This window comes from Streptomyces sp. BYX5S (assembly GCF_054724165.1).
In genome coordinates this window covers 609,769-635,721 of the sequence record NZ_CM138829.1, presented here as the reverse complement: position 1 = coordinate 635,721, position 25,953 = coordinate 609,769, and the positions used below count along the sequence as shown (strand labels likewise).

The window sequence follows — 25,953 nt, the reverse complement described above, 5'->3', positions numbered from 1 at the left end:
CCCGCCGGAGGCCTACGCGCCCAGGATCGTCGCCAGGAACTCCCCCACCCACGCGAGCAGTTCCCGGCCGACCACCGGCTTGCCGCCCATCTTCTTCGGCTTCGGGCGCGGTACGAGGAGCTGCCCGGTGGCCGACTTGATGACGGTGCCGGGGTAGAGGCGCTTGAGGCGCAGCTCCTGCGACTCCCGCAGCTCGACCGGCGCGAACCGGACGTTGTTGCCCTGGAGGACGATCTCGCCGACGCCGCACGCCCGCGCCAGCATCCGCAGGCCGGCCACGAGCAGCAGGTTCTCCACCGGCTCCGGCAGCTTGCCGTAGCGGTCGACGAGTTCCTCGCGGACGTGGCGGACGTCCTCCTCCGTGTTCGCGGAGGCGATGGCGCGGTAGGCCTGCAACCTGAGCCGCTCGCCCGGCGCGTAGTCGTGCGGGACGTGCGCGTCGACCGGGAGCTCGATCTTGACCTCCAGCGGCGGCTCCTCCTCCACGCCGCCTTCGAGCGAGGCCCGGTAGTCGGCGACGGCCTCGCCGACCATGCGGACGTACAGGTCGAAGCCGACGCCCGCGATGTGACCGGACTGTTCGCCGCCGAGGAGGTTGCCCGCGCCGCGGATCTCCAGGTCCTTCATCGCGACGTACATGCCCGCGCCCATCTCCGTGTGCTGGGCGATCGTGGCGAGGCGTTCGTGGGCCGTTTCCGTGAGGGGCTTCTCCGGCGGGTACAGGAAGTACGCGTAGCCGCGCTCGCGGCCACGGCCGACGCGGCCGCGCAGCTGGTGGAGCTGCGAGAGGCCGAAGTTGTCGCCGCGCTCCACGATCAGCGTGTTCGCGTTGGAGATGTCGATGCCGGACTCCACGATCGTCGTGGAGACGAGGACGTCGAACTTCTTCTCCCAGAAGTCGACCACGACCTGCTCCAGGGCCTGCTCCGACATCTGGCCGTGGGCCGTCGCGATCCGCGCCTCCGGCACGATCGCGCGCAGCCGGGCCGCCGCCCGGTCGATGGACTCGACCCGGTTGTGGATGTAGAAGACCTGGCCCTCGCGCAGCAGTTCACGGCGGATGGCCGCGCCGATCTGCTTCTCCTCGTACGGGCCGACGAAGGTGAGCACCGGATGGCGCTCCTCCGGCGGCGTGGTGATCGTCGACATCTCGCGGATGCCGGTGACCGCCATTTCGAGCGTACGGGGGATGGGGGTCGCGGACATGGTGAGCACGTCGACGTTGGCGCGGAGCTTCTTCAGCTGCTCCTTGTGCTCGACGCCGAAGCGCTGTTCCTCGTCGACGATGACCAGGCCCAGGTCCTTGAACTTGGTCTCGGAGGAGAACAGACGGTGCGTGCCGATGACGATGTCGACGGAGCCGTCGCGCAGCCCTTCGAGGGTCGCCTTCGACTCGGTCTCCGTCTGGAAGCGGCTGAGCGCCTTCACGCTGACGGGGAACTGGCCGTAGCGCTCGGTGAACGTGCCGAAGTGCTGCTGCACGAGGAGCGTCGTGGGCACGAGGACGGCGACCTGCTTGCCGTCCTGGACGGCCTTGAAGGCGGCGCGGACCGCGATCTCCGTCTTGCCGTAGCCGACGTCGCCGCAGATCAGGCGGTCCATCGGGACCGTCTTCTCCATGTCCTCCTTGACCTCGGCGATCGTGGTGAGCTGGTCGGGCGTCTCCGCGTACGGGAACGCGTCCTCCAGTTCACGCTGCCAGGGGGTGTCCGCGCCGAAGGCGTGACCGGGGGCCGCCATGCGCGCCGAGTACAGCTTGATGAGGTCGGCCGCGATCTCCTTGACGGCCTTCTTGGCGCGCGCCTTCGTCTTCGTCCAGTCGGCGCCGCCGAGCCGGTGCAGGGTCGGGGCCTCGCCGCCGACGTACTTGGTGATCTGCTCCAGCTGGTCGGTGGGGATGTAGAGGCGGTCGCCGGGCTGGCCGCGCTTGGCGGGCGCGTACTCGACGACGAGGTACTCGCGGGTGGCGCCCTGCACCGTGCGCTGCACCATCTCGATGTAGCGGCCGACACCGTGCTGCTCGTGGACGATGTAGTCGCCGGATTCGAGGGTGAGCGGGTCGATGGTCTTGCGGCGCCGCGCGGGCATGCGGGCGCCGTCCTTGCCGGCGGCCTTCTGCCCGGTGAGGTCGGTCTCGGTGAGGACCGCGACCTTCAACCCGGGGTGCACGAAGCCGAATTCGAGGCTGCCGCAGGACACCTGGACGACGGACGGGGCGAGCTCGCCGAGGTCCTTCTCCAGGCGGGCCGCGATGCCCTCGCCGCCGAGCACCTCGACGGTGCGGGTCGCGGGGCCGTGGCCCTCGGTGACGTAGACGGCGCGCCAGCCGTCGGCGAGCCAGCCCTTGGTGTCGGCGAGGGCGCGGGCGGTGTCGCCGCGGTACGTCTCCGGGGCGTGCATGCCGAGCTGGAGGGTGTCGGCCTCCGAGTCCGCGCCCGCCTCGTCGGCGGCGAACGGGGACACCGACCACCACATCATCCCGAGCTCGCGCGCCCGGTCCCGGACGTCCGCGATCGCCCACAGCGAGGCGGCTCCCACGTCGATGGGGGCCTTTCCGCCGGTCGCGGAGGCCGCCCAGGACGCCTGGAGGAACTCCTGCGACGTCGCCACCAGGTCGGCGGCGCGCGTGCGCACCCGCTCGGGGTCGCAGACCATCGCCATGGATCCGGCCGGGAGCACGTCGAGCAGCAGCTCCATGTCGTCGACGAGGACGGGGGCGAGGGACTCCATGCCCTCGACGGCGATGCCTTCGGCGATCTTGCCGAGCAGTTCGTTCAGCTCGGGGTGCTGTTCGGCGAGTTCGGCGGCGCGGGCGCGGACGTCGTCGGTGAGCAGCAGCTCGCGGCAGGGCGGCGCCCACAGTCCGTGCTCGGCGATCTCCAGGGAGCGCTGGTCGGCGACCTTGAAGTAGCGGATCTCCTCGACGTCGTCGCCCCAGAACTCGACGCGCAGCGGGTGCTCCTCGGTCGGCGGGAACACGTCGAGGATGCCGCCGCGCACGGCGAACTCGCCGCGCTTCTCGACGAGTTCGACCCGTGCGTACGCCGCCGCGGCCAGCGCCTGGACCGTCTCCTCCAGGTCGGCGCTCTGCCCGGTGCGCAGGGCCACGGGCTCCAGGTCGCCGAGGCCCTTGACCTGCGGCTGGAGCACGGAGCGGATGGGGGCGACGACGACGGAGACGGCGCCCGTCTCGGGGTCGTCCGTGCTCGGGTGCGCGAGGCGGCGCAGCACGGCGAGGCGGCGGCCGACCGTGTCGGAGCGGGGGCTGAGGCGCTCGTGCGGGAGCGTCTCCCACGAGGGGTACTCGACGACGCCGCCGGCCGGGAGCAGGGAGCGCAGCGCCGCCGCCAGGTCCTCGGCCTCGCGGCCGGTGGCGGTCACCGCGAGCACGGGGCGCTGGGCCTCGCGGGCGAGGGCGGCGATGGCGAAGGGGCGGGAGGCGGGTGGGCCCACCAGGTCGACGTGCATCCGGTTGCCGTCCCCTGCGGCCTTCACCGCTTCAGCGAGGGCCGCGTCCTTGACGACGGCGTCGAGCAGTCCGTGCAGGCTCATGGGGAAGATCCGTCCAGGGTCAGTGGGCAACGCAAAGGGCCCGACACGTGGGACGGGCCGGGGGTTTCCAGAGTACGTCGTCCTCCGGAGGCCCACCCGTTCGAACGGTTCCGGTCACCCGTGGTGACACCCCTCGGGGCTCCGCCCCGGACCCCGCGCCTCAAACGCCGGCGAGGCTTGATTCGACCCGGCCCCATAAGAGCCCCTGCGGCGATTGAGCAGCGGGGTCCGGGGCGGAGCCCCGAGGGGCCCTGCCACGGAGCCGCCTGCTCAATCGCCGCAGGGGCTCAAGAAACGGAGCCGGAGGCTATTCCGTGGCGATGGCGTTCAGGACGTTCATGCGGCCCGCCCGGAACGCCGGGATGAGGGCCGCGAAGAGGCCCACGAAGGCCGAGGCGACGAAGACCGCGGTGATGGTCGGCCAGGGGATGTCCAGGACGCCGAGGCCCTCCAGGGCCAGGAGCCGCTGGGCCGTCGCGCCCCAGCCCATGCCGAGCCCGAGCCCGAGCAGCGCGCCGAAGACGGCGATGACCACCGACTCCAGGCGGATCATGCGGCGCAGCTGCCGTCGCGAGAGGCCGATGGCCCGCATCAGACCGATCTCCCTCGTCCGCTCGACGACCGAGAGCGCCAGCGTGTTGACGACACCGAGGACCGCCACGATGATCGCGAGCGCGAGCAGCCCGTAGATCATGTTCAGGAGCTGACCGATCTGGTCCTTGAGCGTCTGCTTGTAGTCGGTCTGGTCCTTGACGTGGACCGTCGGATCGGCGGCGACCGAGGCCTTGAGCGCCTTGTACGCCTGGTCGGCCTTCCCGGAGTCCGCCTTCGCGAACATCATCCCGTTCAGCGGCATCCGGTCCTTCGGGACGTACGCCGCGGCCGTCGTCAGGTTCGTGTACATCGCGCCCTTGTCGAACGTCGTGTCGTCCGACGTGACCGCGGCGACCTTCAGCTTCGCGGTGCGCCCGTGGTCGAAGGCGACGGTCATGGTGTCGCCGACCTTCACCCCGTGCTTCTCGGCGTAGCCGGAGCCGACCGACATCGCGTTCTTCCCGTACGCCGCCGACAGCTCGCCGGAGGTCGTCTCGCGGCGCAGGTCGTCCGCGTAGGAGGGGGTGGCGGCGACGAGTTCCTCGGTCTTCTTCGCGCCGTTCGGTGCCGTCAGGTCGGCCTTGACGTACTTGACCTCCGTGACGCGGCTGACGTACGGCGCCCGCTTGAGGTCCTCGGCGGCCTGCGGCTTGATGCCGCCCTGGCCCTCGACGATGAAGTCCGCGCCGACCGACTTGTCGAGCTCGCTGGTGGCCGAGGCGACCATCGAGGAGCCGACCACGGACAGGCAGGCGACCAGCGCGAGGCCGATCATCAGGGCGGCGCCCGTCGCTCCCGTGCGGCGCGGGTTGCGCAGCGCGTTGCGCTCGGCCATCCGCCCGACGGGGCCGAAGATCCGCAGCAGGACCGCGCTGATGACGCGGACCACGATCCCCGCGAGCAGTGGTCCGACGACGACGAAGCCGATGAGCGAGGCGACGATGCCGACGCCCAGCCACAGCGCGCCCTGGCTCGCCTTGTCGGCCTGCGCGGCCAGGTAGAGGGCGAATCCGCCGCCGCCCGTGAGGACGACGCCGATGACTCCGCGTACGACGCCGGCCTTGACGTCGGCGGGGGTGCCCGCGTCGCGCAGCGCGGCCATCGGGGAGACCTTGCCCGCGCGGCGGGCCGGGAGGTACGCGGCGAGGACGGTGACGACGATGCCGAGCAGGAGGCCGACCGCCGGGGTCGTCCACTTGACCGTGAGGTCGTTCGTGGAAAGCTCCATGCCCAGCGACGACATGAGGTTCATGAGGCCGACGGCGAGGCCCACACCGGCGCCGACGCCGAGGACGGAGCCGACGACGCCGAGCAGCAGTGCCTCGACGAGCACGGACCGGTTGACCTGCTTGCGGGAGGAGCCGATGGCGCGCATCAGGCCGATCTCGCGGGTGCGCTGGGCGACCAGCATCGAGAACGTGTTGATGATCAGGAAGATGCCGACGAGGAAGGCGATGCCGGCGAAGCCGAGCAGGGCGTACTTGATGACGTCCATGAAGGAGCCGACGTCGGAGGCGTTGGCGTCCGCGGCCTCCTGCTGCGTCTGGATCTTGTACGTGCCGTCCGCGCCGAGGGCCGTGGCGACGGCCTTCTTGAGCTGCGTGTCGCTGACGCCGCTGTCGGCGGCGACGTTGATCTGCGTGAACCGGCCGGTCGTGCCGATGAGTTCGCGCTGGGCGGTCGCCGTGTCGAAGTAGACGACGGCCGCGCCCGGGTTGGTCATCTTGAAGGAGGCGATGCCGGTGATCTTCGCCGTGAAGTCGCCGGTGGCCGCGATGGTGCGCAGCTCGTCGCCCATCTTCAGGTGGTGCTTCTTCGCGGTGTCGGCGTCGACCATGACCTCGGTGGGGCCGCGCGGCGCGTGTCCGGAGGTGATCTCCATGGAGCGCAGGTCGTTGCGCGTCCAGTTGCCCGCGATGGTGGGCGCTCCGGTGGTGGACCCCATGTTCTTGTTGTCGGAGTTCACCACGGTCACGTTCATCGAGACGACGGCGCCCTCGACGGACTTGACGCCGTCGGCCTCGCGGACGGTGGCGAGCGCGGACGCGGGCAGCGCCTCGGGCCGTCCGGTGGCGCTGCCCTCGGCCTCGGCGTCCTTGGGGCTGACGGACACGTCGGGCGAGGTGGCGCTGAACAGCTTGTCGAAGGTCTTGTCCATCGTGTCGGTGAACACGAGGGTCCCCGTCACGAAGGCGACCGACAGCAGGACGGCGACCGCCGAGAGGGCCATCCGGCCCTTGTGCGCGAAGAAGTTGCGCAGGGAGGTCTTCATGACCGTGTTGGCGCTCATGACGTGCGGCCCCGGGCGTCGAAGTCCTTCATGCGGTCGAGGACGGCCTCGGCGGTGGGGCGGGCCATCTCGTCGACGATGCGGCCGTCCGCGAGGTACAGGACGCGGTCCGCGTAGGAGGCGGCGACCGGGTCGTGCGTGACCATCACGATGGTCTGGCCCAGTTCGTCGACGGAGCGGCGCAGGAAGCCGAGGACCTCGGCGCCCGCGCGCGAGTCCAGGTTTCCGGTCGGCTCGTCACCGAAGATGATCTCGGGCCTCGATGCCAACGCCCGTGCCACGGCGACGCGTTGCTGCTGGCCGCCGGAGAGCTGGGTGGGCCGGTGCTTCAGGCGCTCCGCGAGGCCCACGGTCTCCACGACCTGGTCCAGCCAGCGGCGGTCCGGCTTGCGGCCCGCGATGTCCATCGGCAGCGTGATGTTCTCGATCGCGTTCAGCGTCGGCAGCAAGTTGAACGCCTGGAAGATGAAGCCGATCCGGTCCCTGCGCAGCTGCGTGAGCTTCTTGTCCTTGAGGCCGGTGATCTCGGTCTCGTCCAGGAAGATTTGCCCGGACGTGACCGTGTCGAGCCCCGCCAGGCAGTGCATCAGCGTCGACTTCCCGGACCCGGACGGGCCCATGATCGCCGTGAACCGGCCGCGGGCGATGTCCACGTCGACGTGGTCGAGCGCGACGACCCGGGTCTCCCCCGACCCGTACGCCTTCACGAGCCCTCGGGCCCGCGCGGCGACGGCCGACCTCTGTCCAGTGTCCCTGTGCCCGGGAATGGCTGCAGCCGTAGTCACGGTAAGTCTCCTCAGTCGGTCACGCGTGGGATGCGTCGATCGGTGCCCTGTGCGGTCAAGTCTGGTGGCGCGGGGTACCTCGGCGCGTTGCGGAAAAGCCCCGTCTTTTGCGGGGGAAAACCCCACCCCCGGAACGCTACGAACCTCCCCGTGCCGCCTCGTCCTCCGGCGGGACGAACGGACCCTGCCCCCTTCTGTGGAGGGCCCCTTAGGGGAAGTCCGCCCCGCGGTGGACCTCTACTCAGGGTCGGCTGCCCCGCATAAGCTCCTGAGGTAGATACGTGCAGGGGGAACACATGCAGCAGACCAGCGGCCGCGGCGGGACCGGCCGGCGCCGAGGAGCGGTCGTCGCCGCCCTGATGCTGAGCATGGCGCTCGCCGCGCTCGACTCGACCATCGTCTCGACGGCGGTCCCGCAGATCGTCGGCGACCTCGGCGGCTTCTCCCTCTTCTCCTGGCTGTTCTCGGGCTATCTGCTCGCGGTCACCGTCACCCTCCCCGTCTACGGGAAGCTGTCGGACACGTTCGGCCGCAAGCCCGTCCTGATCGCGGGCAGCGTGCTGTTCCTGGTCGGCTCGGTGCTGTGCGCGTCGGCGTGGAACATGGCCGCGCTCATCGCCTTCCGGGTGGTGCAGGGCCTGGGCGGCGGCGCGATCCAGGGCACGGTGCAGACCCTGGCGGCCGACCTCTACCCGCTGAAGGAACGCCCCAGGATCCAGGCCAAGTTGTCCACGGTGTGGGCCACGTCGTCGGTGCTCGGCCCGGCGCTCGGCGGGGTCCTCGCCTCGACGGTGGGCTGGCGCTGGATCTTCCTGATCAACCTGCCGATCGGCGCCGTCGCCCTCTACCTCCTCGTACGTCATCTGCACGAGCCGCGCCGGGAGCGGGCGGAGCGGACGCGGATCGACTGGGCGGGCGCGCTCGCCGTGTTCGCGGCCGGCGGGGTCCTGCTGACGTGGCTGGTGCAGGGCGGGGTCGCGTGGGCATGGGGGTCGGCGCCGTCGCTCGCCCTGCTGAGCGCGGGAGTCGTCCTCATCGGCGCCGTGTTCGTGATCGAGCGCAGGGTGCCCGAGCCGATCCTGCCGGGCTGGGTGTGGCGGCGGCGCACCATCGCGGCGGTCAATCTGGCGCTCGGCGCGATGGGGCTGCTGATGGTCGCGCCGACGACGTTCCTGCCGACGTACGCGCAGTCCGTGCTCGGCCTGTCCCCGACGGCCGCCGGGTTCGTACTGTCCGTGATGACGCTGAGCTGGCCGGTGTCGGCGGCCCTGAGCCAGCACGTGTACCGCAGGATCGGCTTCCGCGACACGGCCGCGCTCGGCATGACCGGGGCGCTCGTGCTGCTCGCCGCGTTCCCGCTGCTGCTGCCCTACCCGGGCTCGGTCTGGCAGCCCACGCTGCTCAGTGCGCTGCTCGGCGCGGCCCTCGGCCTGTTCCAGCTCCCGCTCATCGTCGGCGTGCAGTCCACCGTCGGCTGGGCGGAACGCGGCACCGCCACCGCGTCCGTCCTGTTCTACCGGCAGATCGGGCAGACGGTCGGCGCCGCCGTCTTCGGCGCGGTCGCCAACGGGGTGATCTCCGCGCGCCTCGGCTCCGGCAGCGACCTCGACTCGGTGGTCCGTGACAGCGGCGCCGACACGGTGCGGCGGGCCGTCGACGCGGCGGTCGACTGGGTGTACGTCGGGGCGGCCTGCGCCGCGGGCGCCGCGCTGCTCGTACTCCTGACGCTGGCGCCGCGCCGCTTCCCCGTCCTGGAATCGGAGCCTCCCGGTCCCCTAGCGGACACGGGAGGGCAGGAGAAGTCATCGGACGCACAAGTCCCCCACCAGCAACACTCACCCCAGGTACAAGAAAAGTCGCCCCGCGGCGACTGATCGTTCGACCAAACGCTCCCCAACTCGTCTACCTCCGAGTAACGTTCCGGCTCCCCACACGCTCCCTGCGGTCCGCCCCGTCCCCGGCGGACCCGAGGCATGCAAGGAGAACAGGGATGTCACAGCCGTACACGTTCCAGCCGCACCCCCGACCCCGCACGCACCCTCAGCCCCGCTCGCACCGCCTCCCCCGCCACCCCGAAGCACCCAGCACCGAAGTACGGATGCTGCGCACCGCCTACCGCTGGCAGCGCCGCGTCGCCACCCTCACCGCGCTCGGCTACTTCACGCTGTTCCTGCTGCTCTCCGCGTTCGCGCCCGGCCTCATGAACCGCTCGGCCACCGGCGGCCTGTCCACGGGCCTGCTCATCGGCCTGTGCCAACTCCCCGTCACCTGCGTGGCGTTGTTCCTGTACGAGTACACGGCGCGGCGCCGCGTGGACCCGCTCGTCCACCGGATCCGCCGCCAGGGCCGAACGGGCCGCTCGGACGGGAGCTACGCGCGATGACCGCGGGCCCGGCCGTCGCCGCCGCGTCCACCGACGCCATGTCCCTGGTCGCGTTCACGGCGGTGGCGACGATCACGCTGCTGCTGTGCATCATGACCGGCCCCGACCGCGACGGCCTGGAGGAGTTCTACACGGGCTTCGGCCGCCTCGGCCCGGTCCGCAACGGGCTCGCCATCGCGGGCGACTACATCTCCGCCGCCACCGTCCTCGGCACCGGCGGCATCATCGCGCTGGTCGGCTACGACGGCGTGGTCCTGGCCCTGAGCACGGCACTCTCCCTGATGCTGCTGATGTTCCTGCTGGCCGAACCGCTGCGCAACGCGGGCCGGTTCACCATGGGTGACACCCTCGCGCGGCGGATGCCGGGACGGTCGGCGCGGATGGCGGCCTGCGCGGCCACGCTCGCCGCCCTCATACCCATGATGCTGGTCCAACTGGCCGGCGCGGGCGACCTGTTGGCGTTCCTGCTCGGCTTCACCAACGAGACGTTCAAGACGGCCTGCGTGATCGCGCTGGGCGGCCTCATGATCAGCTACGCGGCGATCGGCGGCATGAAGGGCACGGCCGTCATCCAGATCTTCAAGATCGTGATGCTGCTCGGCTCCGGCGCGGTGATCGCCCTGCTCGTCCTGAGCCGCTTCGACTGGAACCCCGGAACGCTGCTCACGGCCGCCGCGCACGGCAGCGGCGCGGGCAACGCGTATCTGACCTCCGGCCTCCAGTTCGCCCACAGCGCCACCCCCAGACTCGACATGATCACCTCGGAGCTGACGCTGGTCATGGGCGGCGCCGCGCTGCCGCACGTCACGATGCGCATGTACACGGCCCGGCACGCGCGCGAGGTGCGGCGCTCGATGACCTGGGCGGTGTCCGCGGTCGGCGCCTTCGTCGTGATCATCTCCGTGGTCGCCTTCGGGGCGACGGCGATGCTGGGCAGCCAGGCGATCACACAGGCGGACCGGCAGGGCAACACGGCGTACCTGCTCGGCGCGCGGGCCGTCTTCGGCGCGACGACGACCACGGCGGAGTCACTGCTGTTCACCGCGGTCACCACGGCGCTCTTCCTCACGCTGCTCGCCTCGGTGGCCGGCATGATCCTGGCGTGCGCGAACTCCCTGGCGCACGACGTGATCGCCTACCGCAAGCGGGAGTTGACGCCGCGCAAGGAACTGACGATCGCCCGGATGTCGGCCCTCGGCGTCGGCGCCTTCGCCATCGCCCTGGCCTGCGTGTTCCAGCACCGCAACCTTCAGCCGCTGGTCACGCTCTCCTTCTGCCTCGGCGCGTCCGCCATCGCCCCGGCCCTCGTCTACAGCCTCTTCTGGCGCCGCTACACGCGCGCGGGCCTGCTGTGGACGCTGCTCGGCGGCTCGGCGAGCTGCATCGTCCTGATGACCGGCACCAACCTGGTCTCGGGCTCGCCGACCTCGGCCTTCCCCGGCATGGACTTCAACTGGTTCCCGTTCACGACCACGGGCATCGCGTCCGTGCCGCTGGGCTTCCTGTTCGGCTGGCTGGGCACGGTCCTCACGGACCGGCGCCGCGCCGACGGTCAGCGACAGCAGTACGAGGCCGTGGAGGCGTGGATCCTGGCGGGCTCGCCGACGGCCCCGGACTCCGGTACGCGACGCTGAACCCGGGCGCCGGGGCGGCTACTTGCCGAGCCGCTCCGCCAACGCGGCCCGCCGCGCGAGAACTCCGTCCTTCAGCTCCTCCATCTCCCGCAGCGCGTCTCGGCGTTCGCGCTTCGCGAGGCGGTCGATGTAGAGGCGGCCGTACAGGTGGTCGGTCTCGTGCTGGAGGCAGCGGGCGAAGTAGCCGCGGCCCTCCACGGAGACCGGGGCGCCGTTCTTGTCGTGGCCGCGGACGACGGCGTGGTCGGCGCGCGCCACGGACTTGTACGGGCCCGGCACGGAGAGGCAGCCCTCCATCTCGTCGACGAGCCGGCGGTCCGCCGGGGGCTGCTCGTCGAGGACGGGGTTGCAGATGTGGCCGGTGTGCCGCACGCCCCAGTCGTCCTCCATGTCGTAGACGAACAGCTGGAGGTCGACGTCGACCTGGTTGGCGGCGATGGCGGCGCCGTGGGCGACGTGGTTCGTGGCGAACATGTCGTCGATGAGGCGGTCGAGTTCGGGCGTCCCGAAGAGGGTGTCGGTCACGGGGGCGCAGCGGCGCCGCAACACGTCCTCGCCGACGATGGTGATGCGCCGGACCGCGCCGCGCTCCACCTCCGGCAACATCCGCCGCTCACCCATCCCGCACCGTCCCCTCACCCCCACGTCCCACTCGCCCCGCCACCTTAACGCCACGGGGCTCCGCCCCGGACCCCGCTGCTCAATCGCCGCAGGGGCTTGATCGTTCCAGCCCCGCCGGCGTTTGAGGCGCGGGGTCCGGGGCGGAGCCCCGTGGCGTGGGGGTGGGCCGGTGTCACTCCGCGTCGGCTGTCTTCCCCGTGAGCGCGGCCAGCGACGCCCGCACGTGCTCCATGTGCGCGCGAAGCTCCTCCCGCTCCTCCTCGTGCCCCTCCAGGACGGACTCCGTCTCCCGCTCGATCCGCTCCACCCGCGCCCTCGCCTGCGCCAGCACCTCCGCCGCCGCGGCCTCCGCGTCCTCCAGACCGTGCCGCGCCTCCTCCTCGGCCTCGCCGAGCCCCCGCTTCGCCTCCGAGAGCCGCTCCTCCGCCTCGGCCACGGCCCCCGCCTCCCACGCGTCGGACGCCGCGACCTGATCGGCCGCCTCCCGGTCGCACGCCTCGGTCCGCTCCGCGTGCTCCTTCGCCTGGTCGGCCAGCTCCGCGTCCGTGCGCTCCCGCATCTCCCGCAGCGCCGCGAGCGCCGCGCCCCGCAACTCCTTCACGTCGCGCCGGGCCGCCGTCCGGATCCCGTCGGCCTCCGCCTGCCCGGCGGCCACGCGCCGCTCGGCGTACTCCTCCGCCTTGCCGCGCACCTCCTCGGAGTGGGCCAGCGCGTCCTCGCGCGCCTCGTCGCCCGCGGCCCGCGCGGCGTCGGCCTCGGCGTCCGCGTCGGCCAGCGCCGCCCCGCGCACCGCCGTGGCCTCCTCCTCGGCCAGCTCCAGCAGGTACTGCGCACGCTTGCCGAGCGATTCGTACGTCTGCGGGGCGAGGTTCGCGACGGCCTCCCGCAGCCGCTCGGCCTCCTCCTCCATCTCCTTGGCGAGGACGGTCAGGCGCGCGGCCCGCTCCCAGGCCTCGTCGCGCTCCCCGGAGAGCGCGGCGGCGGCGGCCTCCACCTGCTCGGGCCGGTAGCCCCGTCCTCGTACGACGACGAAGCCGTACTGCGACGCCCCCGCTCCACCCGCAGCGCTCATCCCGACTCACCTCTCCGGCAGGGCTCCGACAAGCCCGATCTACGACATTCTGCGCGATTGGCGCACATCCTGATGGAACCAACCGAAGCACCGGCATTTCGACACACCTGGCACTCGGATCGATCCACTCGGTCCAGGATGCGTCAATTGCTGTCGAAAGTCGGAATCGCGGTGTCCTCGCGGAGGGCGGAGAAGAGCTGCTCGGCCTCGCTCTCGTTCCACATGACCACGTCCCCGACCCCGGAAACGTAGGGCTCGCTGCCCACCGGGACGGTCGTCGTCGAGACCGGGTCGGAGATCTTCACGCCCATGTTCGCGAGCGCGGCGACCCCGGTGTCCGTGTCGACGGTGAGCGCGTCGAGCGCGGCGCTCGCGAACGGGATCAGGTTCCACGGCGGGATCAGCACGCCCGGACTGAGCGCCTTGTTCCCGATCGCGTCGACCAGCTGCTGCTGCCGCTTGACCCGGCCCAGGTCACCGGTCGGATCCGCGTACCGGGCCCGCGCGTACTGAAGCGCCTGCGTGCCGTTCATCGTCTGGCAGCCCGCGTCGAAGTCCGCGCCGGACTTCTCGTCGTGCAGCCCGCCGTCCGCGACACAGATCTCGACCCCGCCGAGCGCGTCGACGACGTCGACGAGCCCCAGGAAGCTGATCTCCGCGTAGTGGTCGACGCGCAGCCCCGTGGACCGCTCCACGGTCTGCGTGAGCAGCTTCGCGCCGCCCACCGAGTACGCGTAATTGATCTTGTTCTTGCCGTGGCCGGGGATCGAGACGTACGAGTCGCGCGGCAGGGAGACGAGGTACGGGCCGCTGTCGCCGTAGTGCAGCAGCATGATCGTGTCGGTGCGGTTGCCCTCGTCGTTGCCGACGTGCAGGTCCTTGCGCTGTTCGGGGGTCAGGTCCGCGCGCGAGTCCGAACCGACGAGCAGCCAGTTCGTGCCCGCGCCCGCCGTCGGCCGGCCGTCGTAGCCGCCGAGCGCGTCCGTGGTCTGGAGGCGCGAACCGGCCCAGAAATAGAGGCCGACGACGTACGCGAGGAGCAGCACGAGGACGACGAGCAGGGCCAGCAGGACCCGCTTGGGCCGGCTGCGCCGTTTCCGCGCCGCCCGCACCGTCGTCGGCTCACTCCACTCACCAGCCATGTGCGCATGATCGGGGCGCCCGACCGATCCCGCAGGTCGAGCGCCCCGCACACCACCGCCTACGCGGCTACAGCAAGCCGTCCCACATCTGCTCAAGCAGCACCGACCACCAGGTGTCGGGGGAACCGAGCGCGGCCTGGTCGATCGCGTTCAGCTCCGCCTGGAAGTCGACGGTCCAGCGGCCCGCCTGCTCCTGGTTGAGGCCGAAGCGCAGCCGCCACATCCGGCCCAGCAGGGCGAGGGACCGGGCGAACTCCGGCAGCCCGCTGTTCACGAACTGCGGCGCGGCCGGGGCTCCGTCGGGCCCCGCCTCCACCGGTACGGCCACGATGTTCGCCGTCCCGTACTGCACGCACAGCGCCTTGCCGAAGTCGCTGCCCATCACCAGGTACGAACCCGCGTCCGACGCGGGCTGGACGCCGCGCTCCTGCGCCAGCTCGGCGAGTGTCGGCACCGGGCGGCCCGGCTGGGCCTGCGCCCAGAAGAACGGCCCGAAGTCGGACGGCAGCCCCGCGACGACGAGCACGCGCGCCACGACATCGGGCACGCCCTGCCGCGACACGGCCCGCTGGTCGAACCGGAACACACCGGGGCCGAAGGCCGCGGCCAGCTCCTGCGCGATGCCCTCCGGGGGGACCGGCGGGGCGGGCTGGGCGGGCGGCAGCGGGGCGCGGACCGGCGCAGGCCGGGCCGGGCCGTCGGCGACCTGGTGCAACTCCCCCTGGTGCGCGAGGAGTTGCCGCATGCCCTGCTGGCGGCTCGCGTGATCGGTGCCGTACGGCGCGATCGACGTGATCCGCGCCTGCGGCCACTGCTCCTTGATCATGCGGGCGCAGTACGCGCCGGGCAGCGAGCAGGACTCCAGCTCCGTGTGGAGTTCGAGGACCTGGTCCGGCGGCACGTTCATCCCGCGCAGCTCGTGGAAGATCTGCCACTCCGGGTGCGGCGTCCCCGGCGCGGACCGCCGGATGAGCTGCTGCTCGGCCCCGTCCGGCGCCCGGTACCGCAACACGGCCTGATACCCCGGCCCCACCGTCGGCTGCCCCGACCCCACCGCGACCTGCGCCTGCGGCGCGGGCTGCGGATACCCGTACGCCGCGGGCGGCATGGCGCCGGGAGGCGTGTGGGTGCCGGGGGGCGGCGTGTGGGCGTGCGGGGGCATGGCGCCGGGGGCGCCGGGGGGCGGGACGTGACCGGCGCCGGGGGTGCCCGGAGCGCCGGGGGGCGGCGGGGTGCCGGGCGGGGTCGGGCCGCCACCCGGGGCACCCGGAGCGCCGGGAGGCGGTGGGGTCGCCGGGCCAGGGCCCTGCGGGCCGGGGCCGGACAGCATCGTCGCGGCGTGGTGCATGCCCTCGCCGGGCGGCGGGGTGTGACCACCACCGGGGGCACCAGGGGCACCCGGCGCGCCCGGAGGCGGCGGAGTGCCGGGACCCTGCGGGCGGGGCCCCGTGAGCATGGTCGCCGCGTGGTGCACGCCTTCACCGGGCGGCGGCGTCTGACCGCCACCGGGAGCGCCGGGCGGGGCGGGCGGCGGCGGGGCCTGCCCACCGGGCCCACCGGGCGTCGGACCGGACAGCATCGTCGCGGCGTGGTGCACGCCCTCACCGGACGGCGGCGTCGCACCGGGAGGCGCGGGCACGCCGGGCGGACCGGGCGGCGGGGGCGTCCGGGGAGGACCGGGGGGCGTGGAGGCGCCGGGAGTGCCGGGCGCTCCGGGAGGCGCGGGCGGACCCGGCCGCTCGGGCGCACCCGAAGCCCCGGGACCGCCGGGCGCGGACGCACCGGGCTGCGGCGGCTGCCCCGGCGCACCGGGCCGGCCGGGAGCGCCGGAAGCACCACCCGACCCGGCCGACGGGGGCGCGCCGGGAACGCCGAGCTCACCGGACGACGTGGCCGACGCGGGCTGCCCGGCGGCACCGGGCGCACCCGGCGGCTGCGGAGCGCCCGGCTGTCCGCCGGGACCCGGCGCCTGGACCATGCGCGTGGGGACGTAGCCGCCCGCCGGGGCGCCGGGCGGGCCCGGGGGCGGCGGGGTCGGGGCGCCGGCCCGCGGGGGGCCCGCCTTGCTGGTCGCGGCGTTGGCGATGTCGCCGGCCTCCGGCGCGAGGGGGCGGCCGGAGGCGTCCCGGCCCTCCTGCGGGTAGCCGTACGAAGCGCCCGGAGGCGGCGGACCGGGCACCGCGGTCCCCGGAGTGGGCGGCGGGAACGAGGCACCGGCCGCACCCTGCGGGTAGCCGTACGAAGAACCGCCCTGCGAAGCACCACCCGCACCCTGCGGATACCCGTACGACGAACCCCCCGGCCGCCCCTTCTCCAGCGCGTCGAACCCCGCCGTGGCCGGGAGCGCGCTGCCGTTCGGGAGCCGTTCCGTCTCGGAGTCCGGTGTGACGCCGGGCGGCGGCGCGTCCTCGGCGAGCGGCGGGGAGAACACCGTGTCGGGCAGCGGCACCGAACGGTCCTCGTCGTCCCCGATGCCGTTCGTGTCCGTACCGGCCCACGGAGTCACCCCCGGCGGAACCACCGGAACCGCGTCCTGAGGCACCGCGTCCTGCGGCTCGGCACCACGCCGCCCGGCCTCCGCCGGCACCGCGTCCCGCGGCCCCGCCTTCGGCCGCACCAGCTTCCTCGTGCCCTCCGACGCGACCGGCTCCGCGTCCGCCACCGCCGCCGCGTCCGCCGCCTCCTGCAACCACTCCGGAGGAGTCAGCAGGAACGACGTCTGGTTCAGGTCCACCCGCTCCGGCGGCCGCGGCGCCGGGGACACGGCCGACGCGTCCGGCAGCCCGTACTCCTCCTCGTACCGCCGGATCACCTCACCCACCGGCAGCGCGGGCCACAGCGACGCGTCGCCGCTGTCCCGCGCGATCACGAGCCGCTGGCGACCGCCCTCGGACACCGGGCCGGCCTCCCGGTCCTCCGCCCACACGACGAAACCCAGCTCGAACTCCCGCACCCGCACCTCCCGGTGCTGATACGCGGGCACGTCCCCGTTGATCCATTCCTCGGCGCGCTCCTGCGCCTGCGCGAAGGTCACCATCGCAAGCTCACTCCCCACCCGCGACCGGGACCGCGGTCGCGAAACCGCCGTCCACCATCAGGTTCGCCACCGTCTCCAACTCCGGCGGATTACCGGCCAGTCGGGACAGAAAACCGTCGAAGTCCTCACCACAGGGCAGCAACAGCCGCTCCACCCGCTCCGCCACCGGCAGCTCCGCCGTCTCCCCGCTGTCCCGCGCGTCGTCGTACGCGCAGAACCACACGGAACCGGTCCCCGCCCCCCGCACCTTCACCGCGAGCAGACCGCCCTGCACGAACGCGACACCCAGATAGTCCTTCGTCAGGTGATCGCGCAGACACTTGTTGACGTACACCACATCGTTCACGGCCGCCTCGTCGCGCACCGTGAAGAACGGCTGGTCGACCAGGAGCCCCAACTCCGCGTCCAGACCCGTCCCCACCGGCGCGCAACCGCCGCCCGCCTTCAGGAACGAGCGGTACGAGCCCGGCAGCCGGTACCCCAAGTCCTCTTCCACACCGGCCACTTGACTCTCGGTGACCGCGACCCCGGACTTCGGAAGGCCGAAGTGCACGGGCCGCGTGTCCTGCAAGGGGCGCGTGCCGCGCTTGTCCTGGTCCACCGCCGCCGTCGCCAGCCCGCCGTGGTGCCGCAGCAGCGCCTTCACCTCGACGGGGATCAACTCCAGGCGCCGCGACCCGCGCACGTGGTGCCACGTCCAGCCGTGCGGCGTCGCCACCGGCGGGATCGTGTCCCACAGTTCGTGACCCGACGCGGCGAGCACCGCGTTCGCCGACACGTAGTCCGTCAACCGCAACTCGTCGACACCGAAACCCTGCGGCGGCTCCGCGATCTCCGCGGCGGCACGCGCGTACGACGAGAAATCCGGGAAACCCTCACCGTCCACGCGCACCCCGCGCGGATGGCGGGCGGCACGAACGGGGTCCGGGAAGTGCACGACCTGCCCGGCATACGCCGCGTTCGGCGGCGCGGCCTGCTGCCCGAGCCGACCTGTCGTCATGTCGGTTGCCCCCTGCGGCGCTGTTGACGTTGCGGATCTGTCCCGGCCCGGTCGCGGACCTGTACCGGACGCGCGCCGGACTGTTCCGGATCCGCACCTGACCCGTACGAATTCAACGACAGCCTATGCGGTTGTACGACACCGGTCACCGGCCCTCCGGTTCCATGACCAGCAGTCACCCGAGCATCACCGCCACGTGACGATCGGGCGTGTCGTCGGGTACCGGCTTCCGCACCCGCAACCCCGTTTGGCAGTCTGTGCAGGCAACCAGGGGGATTGCAGTGGGGAACTGCAGGAGGGGAAACAACAGATGCGCAGCGGTACCGCAGAGGACACGGCACCCGCGGACGAGCGACAGGGCGACGACCCGCGCGTGGGCTGGAGCGCCACCGACGACGGCGCCGTGCCCACCCTTCGCGTACGCCGCGACGGCATACTCCCCACCGTCGCCGCCGCGCTCTCCGTCCGCGGCACCACCCTCACCGCGACCGCGGCCCGCGGCGAACAGGCGCCGGTCCTGCACCCGTTGGTCCAGGACTTCCTCGATACGCTGACCAGCGGGCAGCGGGACCGTTTCACCGGGCGCTGCGCCGAGGCCATCCTCGTCTCCCGGCACCTCACGGCGAGCGACACCGAACGCACGGAGAAGTCGAAGCGGGCCCGCCGCCGGCCCATGACCGTCGGTGAGGCCCGCAAGGCGCTCAAGCAGTCCAAGCTCACCACCCGCCGCATCCGCGAGGACGGCGACCCGCTGCACGGCGGCTTCGCGCGTCCGTGCCGCGCCTGCACCGCGCTGACGGCCCACTTCGGCGTACACGTCGTGGCGCCCGACGCCGACAGCACCCCGCACGACGACAACGAGGCCGCCCGCTGATGCCCCACCCCACCTCTCAGGAAGCCCGCTTCTCCGACCTGGTCGACGCGACCCTGCGGGTCGCCGGCTGGCAGCCGGGCCGCTGGGACATCAAGCAGGCCGAATTCTGGGCGGACGCCCTGCGAACGCACGTCTCGCCCGCGGGCCACCGCCACTCGGTCTTCCCGGCGGCGGTCGAGGCCTGGGCCGAATTCGGCGGCCTCCACCTCACGCCGACCGGGCCCGGCCGCCACATCGCGCCCGCCCAGCCGCACCTGGACCCGCTCCACGGCCTCCACGCCGCGCGCACGCTCGGGGACCTGGGGCGCGCCCTCGACACGGAGCTCGCTCCGCTGGGGGCGGAGTCGGGGACGGAGGCGTTGCTGGCGATCGACACGGACGGGCGGGTCTACGCGCTCGACCACAGCGGTGACTGGTACCTCGGGCCCGACATGGACAAGGCCCTCACCACCCTGATCACCGGCCACCAACCCCCCCGCCTGAGCCCCCCGGCCTAACCCCCCGGGGCTCTGCCCCGGACCCCGCTCCTCAATCGCCGGAGGGGCTCAAAAGGGGTTACCTTGCGACGGTACGCGACCTATCAGCTCAAGTCCGGGCAAATCAAGCCCCTGCGGCGATTGAGCAGCGGGGTCCGGGGCGGAGCCCCGGCCGTTGCCCCGGCACGGGTCACGCCACCGTCGGCAACACCGCCGACACCCGAAAACCCCCCGCGTCCGTGGGACCGGAAACGAAGACGCCGCCGAGCACGGCCACCCGCTCCTTCATCCCCACCAACCCGTTCCCCCCGGAGGGCAACCCCGCCGACGCCGCCGCACCCGGCACCGGCGGCGGCTCGTTCTCCACCTGCATCGCCACCTCCGCCCCCCGATGCGCCAGCCGCACATACGTCTTCGCACCCGCCGCGTGCTTGTGCACGTTCGTCAACGCCTCCTGCACCACCCGGTACGCCGTCTGCTCCACCGCCGCCGCATACGCCCGCACCTCCCCCTCCACGGACACCTGGACGACCATCCCCGCCGCCCGCGACTGCTCCACCAGCTCCTCCACCTCGGACAGCAACGGCCCCCCGTCCACCTCCGCCTCGGCCCGCGACGCCGCCGCCGCGGCCGCCACCCCCACCGCCTCCAACGGCACCTGGTCCGCCGGCCGCGGCACCGGATCCCCGGCCCGCAGCACCCCCAGCATCTCCCGCAGCTCCGTCAGCGCCTGCCGCCCCATGTCACCGACCAGCGCCGCGTTCTTCACCGCCTTCTCCGGATCCTTCCGCGCCACCGCCTGCAACGCCGCCGCGTGCACCACCATCAACGACACCCGGTGCGCCACCACGTCGTGCATCTCCCGCGCGATCCGGGTCCGCTCCTCGCCCCGCGCCCACTCCGCCCGCTCCTCGGCGCGCTCCGCGAGCAGCCCCAACTCCCGCTCCAACGACTCGTTGCGCTCCTGCAACGACTCCATCAGCCGGCGCCGCGCCCCCACGTACAGCCCCAGCAGCAACGGCGGAGCCGTCACCCCCAGCGCCGTGGTGATCGCCAGGAACGGCACCGCCCAGCTCGCCACCTGGAACGTCTCCGCGTGCGCCGCCGAGTCCTGCTGCACCCGCACCACGGACACGATCAGCGTCCCCGCGAAGGACATCCCGGCGAGCGCCCCGATGATCCGCCGCGGCATCTCGGACGCCGCCAGCGTGTAGAGGCCGACGACCGTCAGCATCACGCCCATCTGCGCGGGCGTGACCGCCACCGACACCAGCACCACCGCGATCGGCCACCGCCGCCGCAGCACCAGCGTCGCGCCCGTGAGCACGCCGAAGACGATCCCCACCCACGCCGGCAGCCCGGCCTTGTGCGCGAACGGAACCCCCTCCACCGCGCACTCCACGGCCGACGCCACCGCGAGCACCACATCCAGCGCGGCGGCCCTGCGCCGCGCCCACCACCACGGCCCCCCGGCCGCGCCTCGGTGAACTTCCCCCGCTGTGGTCATGCCTCCAGACTACGGGCGCGAGGTGCCCCTTTTCCGTCGAGTTTCGCCGCCCTGCACCGGTGGACGACCCTCCGGGCCCGCCAGGCAGCCGACCTGTACCGTCGCATCGAAGGCTCTTGGTACGGCATAGTGTTGGGAGCCCGGCCGACGGCCTGACGTAATGTCCGGTTCAGGTCGAAATAATCCCCCGTGGTGTAATTGGCAGCACTGTGGCTTTTGGTGCCATCTGTCCGGGTTCGAGTCCTGGCGGGGGAGCTGTACGAAGATGCGGGGCCCGACCGATCCGGTCGGGCCCCGCCCCCATGCCCGGCCCAAAACGCCCCGGTATCCTGCGGATGTCCACCCCCACATGCATCCGAAGCCGAAGGGCCCACCCGTGAGCAGCGCCAATCACCCGGCCGCCGTCGTCGTACTCGCAGCGGGTGAGGGCACCCGTATGAAGTCGGCCACGCCGAAAGTCCTGCACGAACTCTGTGGCCGTTCGCTCGTCGGCCATGTGCTCGCCGCCTCGCGCGAGTTGACACCCGAGCAGCTCGTCGTGGTCGTCGGTCACGAGCGCGAGAAGGTCGCCGCGCACGTGGGCGAGATCGACTCCGCCGCCCGCACCGCCGTGCAGGCCGAGCAGAACGGCACGGGGCACGCCGTGCGGATGGGGCTCGAAAGCCTGGACGAGGCCGTCGAGGGCACCGTCGTCGTGGTCTGCGGCGACACCCCGCTGCTCACCGGCGAGACCCTCAAGGCCCTGTCCGCCACGCACGCCGCCGACGGCAACGCGGTGACCGTGCTGACCGCCGAGGTCCCGGACGCGACGGGATACGGGCGCATCGTCCGTGACAACGTCTCCGGCGCCGTCACCGCGATCGTCGAGCACAAGGACGCCAGCGAGGCGCAGCGCGCGATCAGGGAGATCAACTCGGGCGTCTTCGCGTTCGACGGGCGGCTGCTGGTCGAGGCGCTGAAGAAGGTGCGGACCGACAACTCGCAGGGTGAGGAGTACCTCACCGATGTGCTCGGGATCCTGCGGGAGGCGGGGCACCGGGTCGGCGCGTCCGTCGCCGGGGACCACCGTGAGATCGCCGGGATCAACAACCGGGTGCAGTTGTCGGAGGCGCGTCGCACGCTGAACGACCGGTTGCTGGAGCGGGCGATGCTCGCCGGTGTGACCGTGGTGGATCCGGCGAGCACGTTCGTCGACGTGGGTGTCACCTTCGAGCGGGACGCGACGGTGCTGCCGGGTACGCAGCTGCTGGGCGGCACGCATCTCGCGGAGGGCTCCGTGGTCGGGCCCAACTCCCGTCTGACGGACACCCGGGTCGGTGCGGGCGCGCACGTCGACAACACGGTGGCGTACAGCTCGGAGATCGGGCCGGAGGCGTCGGTGGGTCCGTTCGCGTATCTGCGGCCGGGGACGCGTCTGGGTCTGAAGTCGAAGATCGGGACGTTCGTCGAGGCGAAGAACTCGTCGATCGGTGAGGGCACGAAGGTTCCGCACCTGTCGTACGTGGGTGACGCGACGATCGGTGACCACACCAACATCGGCGCGGCCAGCGTGTTCGTGAACTACGACGGCGAGAGCAAGCACCACTCGGTCGTCGGGTCCCACTGCAAGACCGGTTCGGACAACATGTTTGTGGCTCCTGTCACTATCGGGGACGGCGCGTACACCGCCGCCGGGTCCGTGATCACGAAGGACGTACCGGCCGGTTCGCTGGCCGTGGCCCGGGGCCAGCAAAGGAATATCGAGGGTTGGGTGGCTCGAAAGCGACCCGGGAGCGCGGCCGCGAAGGCGGCCGAGGCGGCCTCGCGGGATCCGGAAAGCCGGGGCTGACCGGAAACAGGTGCGCCCGACACGGCGTACCGTGATAGGTGCACACGATTCGCCTGGCTCGCTGCTAATGGGACGCGCGGGCAGCTGCGGCGGACGAACTCGCGTCTGAGGAGACTAGTGCTGTGAGCGGGATCAAGACGACCGGCGAGAAGAAGATGATGCTCTTCTCCGGCCGCGCCCACCCCGAGCTTGCCGAGGAGGTCGCGCACCAGCTCGGTGTCGGGATCGTCCCGACCAAGGCGTTCGACTTCGCCAATGGCGAGATCTACGTCCGTTACCAGGAGTCCGCTCGCGGCGCCGACTGCTTCCTGATCCAGAGCCACACGGCTCCGATCAACAAGTGGATCATGGAGCAGCTGATCATGATCGACGCGCTGAAGCGTGCGTCGGCCCGCTCCATCACGGTGATCGTGCCGTTCTACGGTTACGCGCGGCAGGACAAGAAGCACCGTGGACGTGAACCGATCTCGGCGCGTCTGGTGGCGGACCTCATGAAGACCGCGGGTGCGCACCGCATCCTCACGGTCGACCTGCACACGGACCAGATCCAGGGCTTCTTCGACGGCCCGGTGGACCACCTGTTCGCGCTGCCGATCCTGGCGGACTACGTGGGTGCGAAGGTCGACCGCAGCAAGCTGACGGTGGTCTCCCCGGACGCCGGCCGCGTGCGGGTCGCCGACCGCTGGTGCGACCGGCTGGGCGCGCCGCTGGCGATCGTGCACAAGCGCCGGGACAAGGACGTCGCGAACCAGGTGACCGTGCACGAGGTCGTCGGTGACGTGAAGGGCCGCGTCTGCGTCCTCGTCGACGACATGATCGACACGGGTGGCACGATCTGCGCCGCCGCCGACGCCCTGTTCGCGCACGGTGCGGAGGACGTCATCGTGACGGCGACGCACGGTGTGCTCTCGGGTCCCGCCGCGGACCGTCTGAAGAACTCGAAGGTGAGCGAGTTCGTGTTCACGGACACGCTGCCGACGCCGGGCGAGCTGGAGCTCGACAAGATCACGGTCCTGTCGATCGCCCCGACGATCGCCTCCGCGGTGCGCGAGGTCTTCGAGGACGGCTCGGTGACCAGCCTCTTCGAGGGCGAAGCCTGATCGTGAAGTAGAAGATCCATTTGGGTGCGGCCTCCCGCGCCGAGTAGACTGCTGAAGTTGCTCGGCGAGGGAGGCCGCACTTCTGTTCTCGGAAGTGTTGACTGTCCGTTATCGACGCGCTCTTCGTAGCAGGCCGTTCGTGGCCGGGTGACCATTCCCCCTAGAGATCTACGAGGAGTTGAGAGCACATGGCCGAGGTCAAGCTTTCCGCCGAGACCCGCACCGAGTTCGGCAAGGGTGCCGCCCGTCGTCTGCGCCGCGTCGAGAAGGTTCCGGGTGTCGTCTACGGCCACGGCAACCAGCCGCTGCACATCACGCTGGACGCCCACGCCCTGATGCTGGCCCTGCGTACGCCGAACGTCCTGATCAACCTGGACATCGACGGCAAGTCCAACGAGCTGGTCATCCCGAAGGCCGTCCAGCGCGGTGCGCTGCTCGGCTTCCTGGAGCACGTCGACCTGCTTCAGGTGAAGCGCGGCGAGAAGGTCACCGTCGAGCTCCCGATCCACACCGAGGGCGAGCTGGCCCCGGGTGGCAACCTGCTCGAGCACGTGCTGAACACGCTGGCCGTCGAGACCGAGGCCACGCACATCCCCGAGTCGGTCACCGTCTCCGTCGAGGGCCTCGACGCCGGTGCGTCGGTCCACGCCAAGGACATCAAGCTGCCCGAGGGCACCACGCTGGCCGTCGACGAGGACGCGGTCGTCCTCCAGGTCCTGGCCGCGCAGGCCGAGGAGGCCCCGGCCGAGGCCGAGGGCGAGGAGGAGGCCGCGGAGGCCTGAGCCTTCGAGGTCCTCTGACAGGTCTGACCTGGTGTGCGGGGTGGTGGGCGCGGCCCACCACCCCGTACCGCTCTCTCTACCGGAGGAATGTGCATGTCCGACGAGAACGCTCCCTGGCTGATCGCCGGCCTTGGCAACCCCGGCCCCGAGTACGCGATGAACCGGCACAACGTCGGCTTCATGGTGGCCGATCTGCTGGCGCAGCGGATGGGCGCGAAGTTCAAGCGGGCCACGAAGGGCAAGGCGCAGGTCGTCGAGGGGCGGATCGGTCCGCCGGGTCCCCTGAACCGCCGGGTGATCCTCGCGAAGCCGATGTCGTACATGAACGTCTCGGGGGCTCCGGTGACGGCGCTGCGGGACTTCTACAAGGTGCCGACGGAGCGGATCGTGGCGGTCCACGACGAGCTGGACATCGACTACGGGGTGCTGCGGCTGAAGCTGGGCGGTGGTGACAACGGGCACAACGGCCTGAAGTCGCTGACGAAGTCGATGGGTGCGGACTATCACCGGGTGCGGTTCGGGATCGGGCGTCCGCCGGGGCGGATGCAGGTCGCGGACTTCGTGCTGAAGGACTTCTCGTCGACGGAGCGCAAGGAGCTGGACTACTTCGTGGACCGGGCCGCCGACGCGGTGGAGGCTTTGGTGATCGAGGGTCTTGAGCGGGCGCAGTCGACGTACAACTCCTGACGTGCGGCGGACAACTGCTGACGTGTACTGACTTGTCGGCGGCGGGAGTTGACCGTACGCGGGGTCATGGCCAAGGATCCCGGCCATGGTTTCGGTCACCCGGTTGATCGCGACGGGCGCGGTCGTGCTGCTGCTGCTCGTCGCCGGGTTCTGGGCGTCGTGGGACTCGGCGCAGCACGCGATGTTCCCGCGCGGGCGCGAGCGCGGAGTGCTGACGGTGACGGGGTGCACGGACGCGGTGTGCGTCGGTCCCTTCGCGCCCACGTCGGCGTCCGCGGTGCGGCACGCGCGGGTGGCGATCGAGCGGTCGGTCGGCGTGCGCAAGGGTGCCCGGGTCGAGGTGGTGCTCAGGCCGGGGACGCGTGAGGCGGTGCGGGCCGGGGCGAGCGGCTTCTTCCACGCGTGGATCCCGTTCGGTGGCGCGCTGCTGCTGGCGGCGCCGTTGCTCGCGGCGGGCATCCGCAACCGGCGGCTGACGTGGCTCGCGGCGGGTGCGGGTGGCGCGGTGCTGACGGCGGCGTTCGTCGCGGTCGCGTTCTGAACACGTGTGAGGGGCGGCTCCCGGTCGGGAGCCGCCCCTCACACGTGT

General features: G+C 71.9%; 19 protein-coding genes and 1 tRNA gene. 11 read left to right on the top strand and 9 right to left on the bottom strand.

What is annotated here, in order from left to right:
* Positions 1-12 precede the first annotated feature (12 nt).
* The 3 genes from mfd to ACYBSK_RS02870 all read right to left on the bottom strand — a co-directional run bounded on the left by mfd (position 13) and on the right by ACYBSK_RS02870 (position 7,221).
* A complete protein-coding gene (gene mfd, locus ACYBSK_RS02880) occupies positions 13-3,552 on the bottom strand; it encodes a transcription-repair coupling factor (RefSeq protein WP_460245069.1) in 3,540 nt (1,179 codons plus the stop codon).
* A gap of 307 nt (positions 3,553-3,859) precedes the next feature.
* The gene (locus ACYBSK_RS02875; RefSeq protein ID WP_460245068.1) at positions 3,860-6,436 is read right to left on the bottom strand and encodes an ABC transporter permease; all 2,577 of its coding nucleotides are present in this window, start codon (positions 6,434-6,436) and stop codon (positions 3,860-3,862) included.
* Positions 6,433-7,221, bottom strand: a complete 789-nt coding sequence (locus ACYBSK_RS02870) for an ABC transporter ATP-binding protein (RefSeq protein WP_457475232.1) — start codon at positions 7,219-7,221, stop codon at positions 6,433-6,435. Before ACYBSK_RS02870 ends, ACYBSK_RS02875 begins: the two co-directional genes overlap by 4 nt.
* A gap of 296 nt (positions 7,222-7,517) precedes the next feature.
* Between ACYBSK_RS02870 and ACYBSK_RS02865 the strand changes: the two genes are divergently transcribed.
* The 3 genes from ACYBSK_RS02865 to ACYBSK_RS02855 all read left to right on the top strand — a co-directional run bounded on the left by ACYBSK_RS02865 (position 7,518) and on the right by ACYBSK_RS02855 (position 11,238).
* On the top strand, positions 7,518-9,095 hold the full coding sequence (locus ACYBSK_RS02865; RefSeq protein ID WP_460245067.1) for an MDR family MFS transporter: 1,578 nt from the start codon (positions 7,518-7,520) through the stop codon (positions 9,093-9,095).
* A gap of 116 nt (positions 9,096-9,211) precedes the next feature.
* Positions 9,212-9,604: a DUF485 domain-containing protein gene (locus ACYBSK_RS02860; protein ID WP_460245066.1), complete on the top strand. Its 393-nt coding sequence runs from the start codon at positions 9,212-9,214 to the stop codon at positions 9,602-9,604.
* Positions 9,601-11,238: a sodium/solute symporter gene (locus ACYBSK_RS02855; protein ID WP_460245065.1), complete on the top strand. Its 1,638-nt coding sequence runs from the start codon at positions 9,601-9,603 to the stop codon at positions 11,236-11,238. Before ACYBSK_RS02860 ends, ACYBSK_RS02855 begins: the two co-directional genes overlap by 4 nt.
* 18 nt (positions 11,239-11,256) lie before the next feature.
* On the opposite strand, the gene def is transcribed toward ACYBSK_RS02855, so the two are convergent.
* From def to ACYBSK_RS02830, 5 genes are all read right to left on the bottom strand, one after another.
* The gene (gene def, locus ACYBSK_RS02850) at positions 11,257-11,859 is read right to left on the bottom strand and encodes a peptide deformylase (protein WP_460245064.1); all 603 of its coding nucleotides are present in this window, start codon (positions 11,857-11,859) and stop codon (positions 11,257-11,259) included.
* Positions 11,860-12,031: 172 nt separating this feature from the next.
* Positions 12,032-12,931 (bottom strand): cellulose-binding protein, encoded by a 900-nt coding sequence (locus tag ACYBSK_RS02845; protein WP_457475227.1) that lies wholly within the window; start codon positions 12,929-12,931, stop codon positions 12,032-12,034.
* Between the two features lie 143 nt (positions 12,932-13,074).
* Positions 13,075-14,073: an LCP family protein gene (locus ACYBSK_RS02840; RefSeq protein WP_460245063.1), complete on the bottom strand. Its 999-nt coding sequence runs from the start codon at positions 14,071-14,073 to the stop codon at positions 13,075-13,077.
* A 67-nt stretch (positions 14,074-14,140) separates the two neighbouring features.
* Positions 14,141-17,110, bottom strand: coding sequence for an SUKH-4 family immunity protein (locus ACYBSK_RS02835; protein ID WP_460245062.1), 2,970 nt, complete (start codon positions 17,108-17,110; stop codon positions 14,141-14,143).
* Between the two features lie 7 nt (positions 17,111-17,117).
* Positions 17,118-18,110 carry an SMI1/KNR4 family protein gene (locus ACYBSK_RS02830; RefSeq protein WP_457475224.1) on the bottom strand — a complete coding sequence of 331 codons (993 nt, stop codon included), beginning with the start codon at positions 18,108-18,110 and terminating at the stop codon, positions 17,118-17,120.
* Between the two features lie 310 nt (positions 18,111-18,420).
* Between ACYBSK_RS02830 and ACYBSK_RS02825 the strand changes: the two genes are divergently transcribed.
* The gene (locus ACYBSK_RS02825; protein WP_457475223.1) at positions 18,421-18,984 is read left to right on the top strand and encodes a YwqJ-related putative deaminase; all 564 of its coding nucleotides are present in this window, start codon (positions 18,421-18,423) and stop codon (positions 18,982-18,984) included.
* Positions 18,984-19,481 (top strand): SUKH-3 domain-containing protein, encoded by a 498-nt coding sequence (locus ACYBSK_RS02820; RefSeq protein WP_460245061.1) that lies wholly within the window; start codon positions 18,984-18,986, stop codon positions 19,479-19,481. The genes ACYBSK_RS02825 and ACYBSK_RS02820 overlap by 1 nt, the downstream gene beginning before the upstream one ends.
* A gap of 169 nt (positions 19,482-19,650) precedes the next feature.
* On the opposite strand, the gene ACYBSK_RS02815 is transcribed toward ACYBSK_RS02820, so the two are convergent.
* Positions 19,651-20,967: a sensor histidine kinase gene (locus ACYBSK_RS02815; protein ID WP_457475221.1), complete on the bottom strand. Its 1,317-nt coding sequence runs from the start codon at positions 20,965-20,967 to the stop codon at positions 19,651-19,653.
* Between the two features lie 183 nt (positions 20,968-21,150).
* Between ACYBSK_RS02815 and ACYBSK_RS02810 the strand changes: the two genes are divergently transcribed.
* The 6 genes from ACYBSK_RS02810 (at position 21,151) to ACYBSK_RS02785 (ending at position 25,905) form a co-directional block, all read left to right on the top strand.
* Positions 21,151-21,222, top strand: a tRNA-Gln gene (locus ACYBSK_RS02810).
* Between the two features lie 181 nt (positions 21,223-21,403).
* Positions 21,404-22,795: a bifunctional UDP-N-acetylglucosamine diphosphorylase/glucosamine-1-phosphate N-acetyltransferase GlmU gene (glmU, locus tag ACYBSK_RS02805; RefSeq protein WP_460246946.1), complete on the top strand. Its 1,392-nt coding sequence runs from the start codon at positions 21,404-21,406 to the stop codon at positions 22,793-22,795.
* Positions 22,796-22,917: 122 nt separating this feature from the next.
* A complete protein-coding gene (locus ACYBSK_RS02800) occupies positions 22,918-23,895 on the top strand; it encodes a ribose-phosphate diphosphokinase (RefSeq protein ID WP_457475219.1) in 978 nt (325 codons plus the stop codon).
* A 188-nt stretch (positions 23,896-24,083) separates the two neighbouring features.
* Entirely contained in the window at positions 24,084-24,677 is a 594-nt protein-coding gene (locus ACYBSK_RS02795) for a 50S ribosomal protein L25/general stress protein Ctc (RefSeq protein WP_457475218.1), read from the top strand.
* Positions 24,678-24,764: 87 nt separating this feature from the next.
* The gene (pth, locus tag ACYBSK_RS02790) at positions 24,765-25,364 is read left to right on the top strand and encodes an aminoacyl-tRNA hydrolase (RefSeq protein WP_460245060.1); all 600 of its coding nucleotides are present in this window, start codon (positions 24,765-24,767) and stop codon (positions 25,362-25,364) included.
* Positions 25,365-25,449: 85 nt separating this feature from the next.
* Entirely contained in the window at positions 25,450-25,905 is a 456-nt protein-coding gene (locus tag ACYBSK_RS02785) for a hypothetical protein (protein ID WP_457475216.1), read from the top strand.
* Positions 25,906-25,953: the final 48 nt, after the last annotated feature.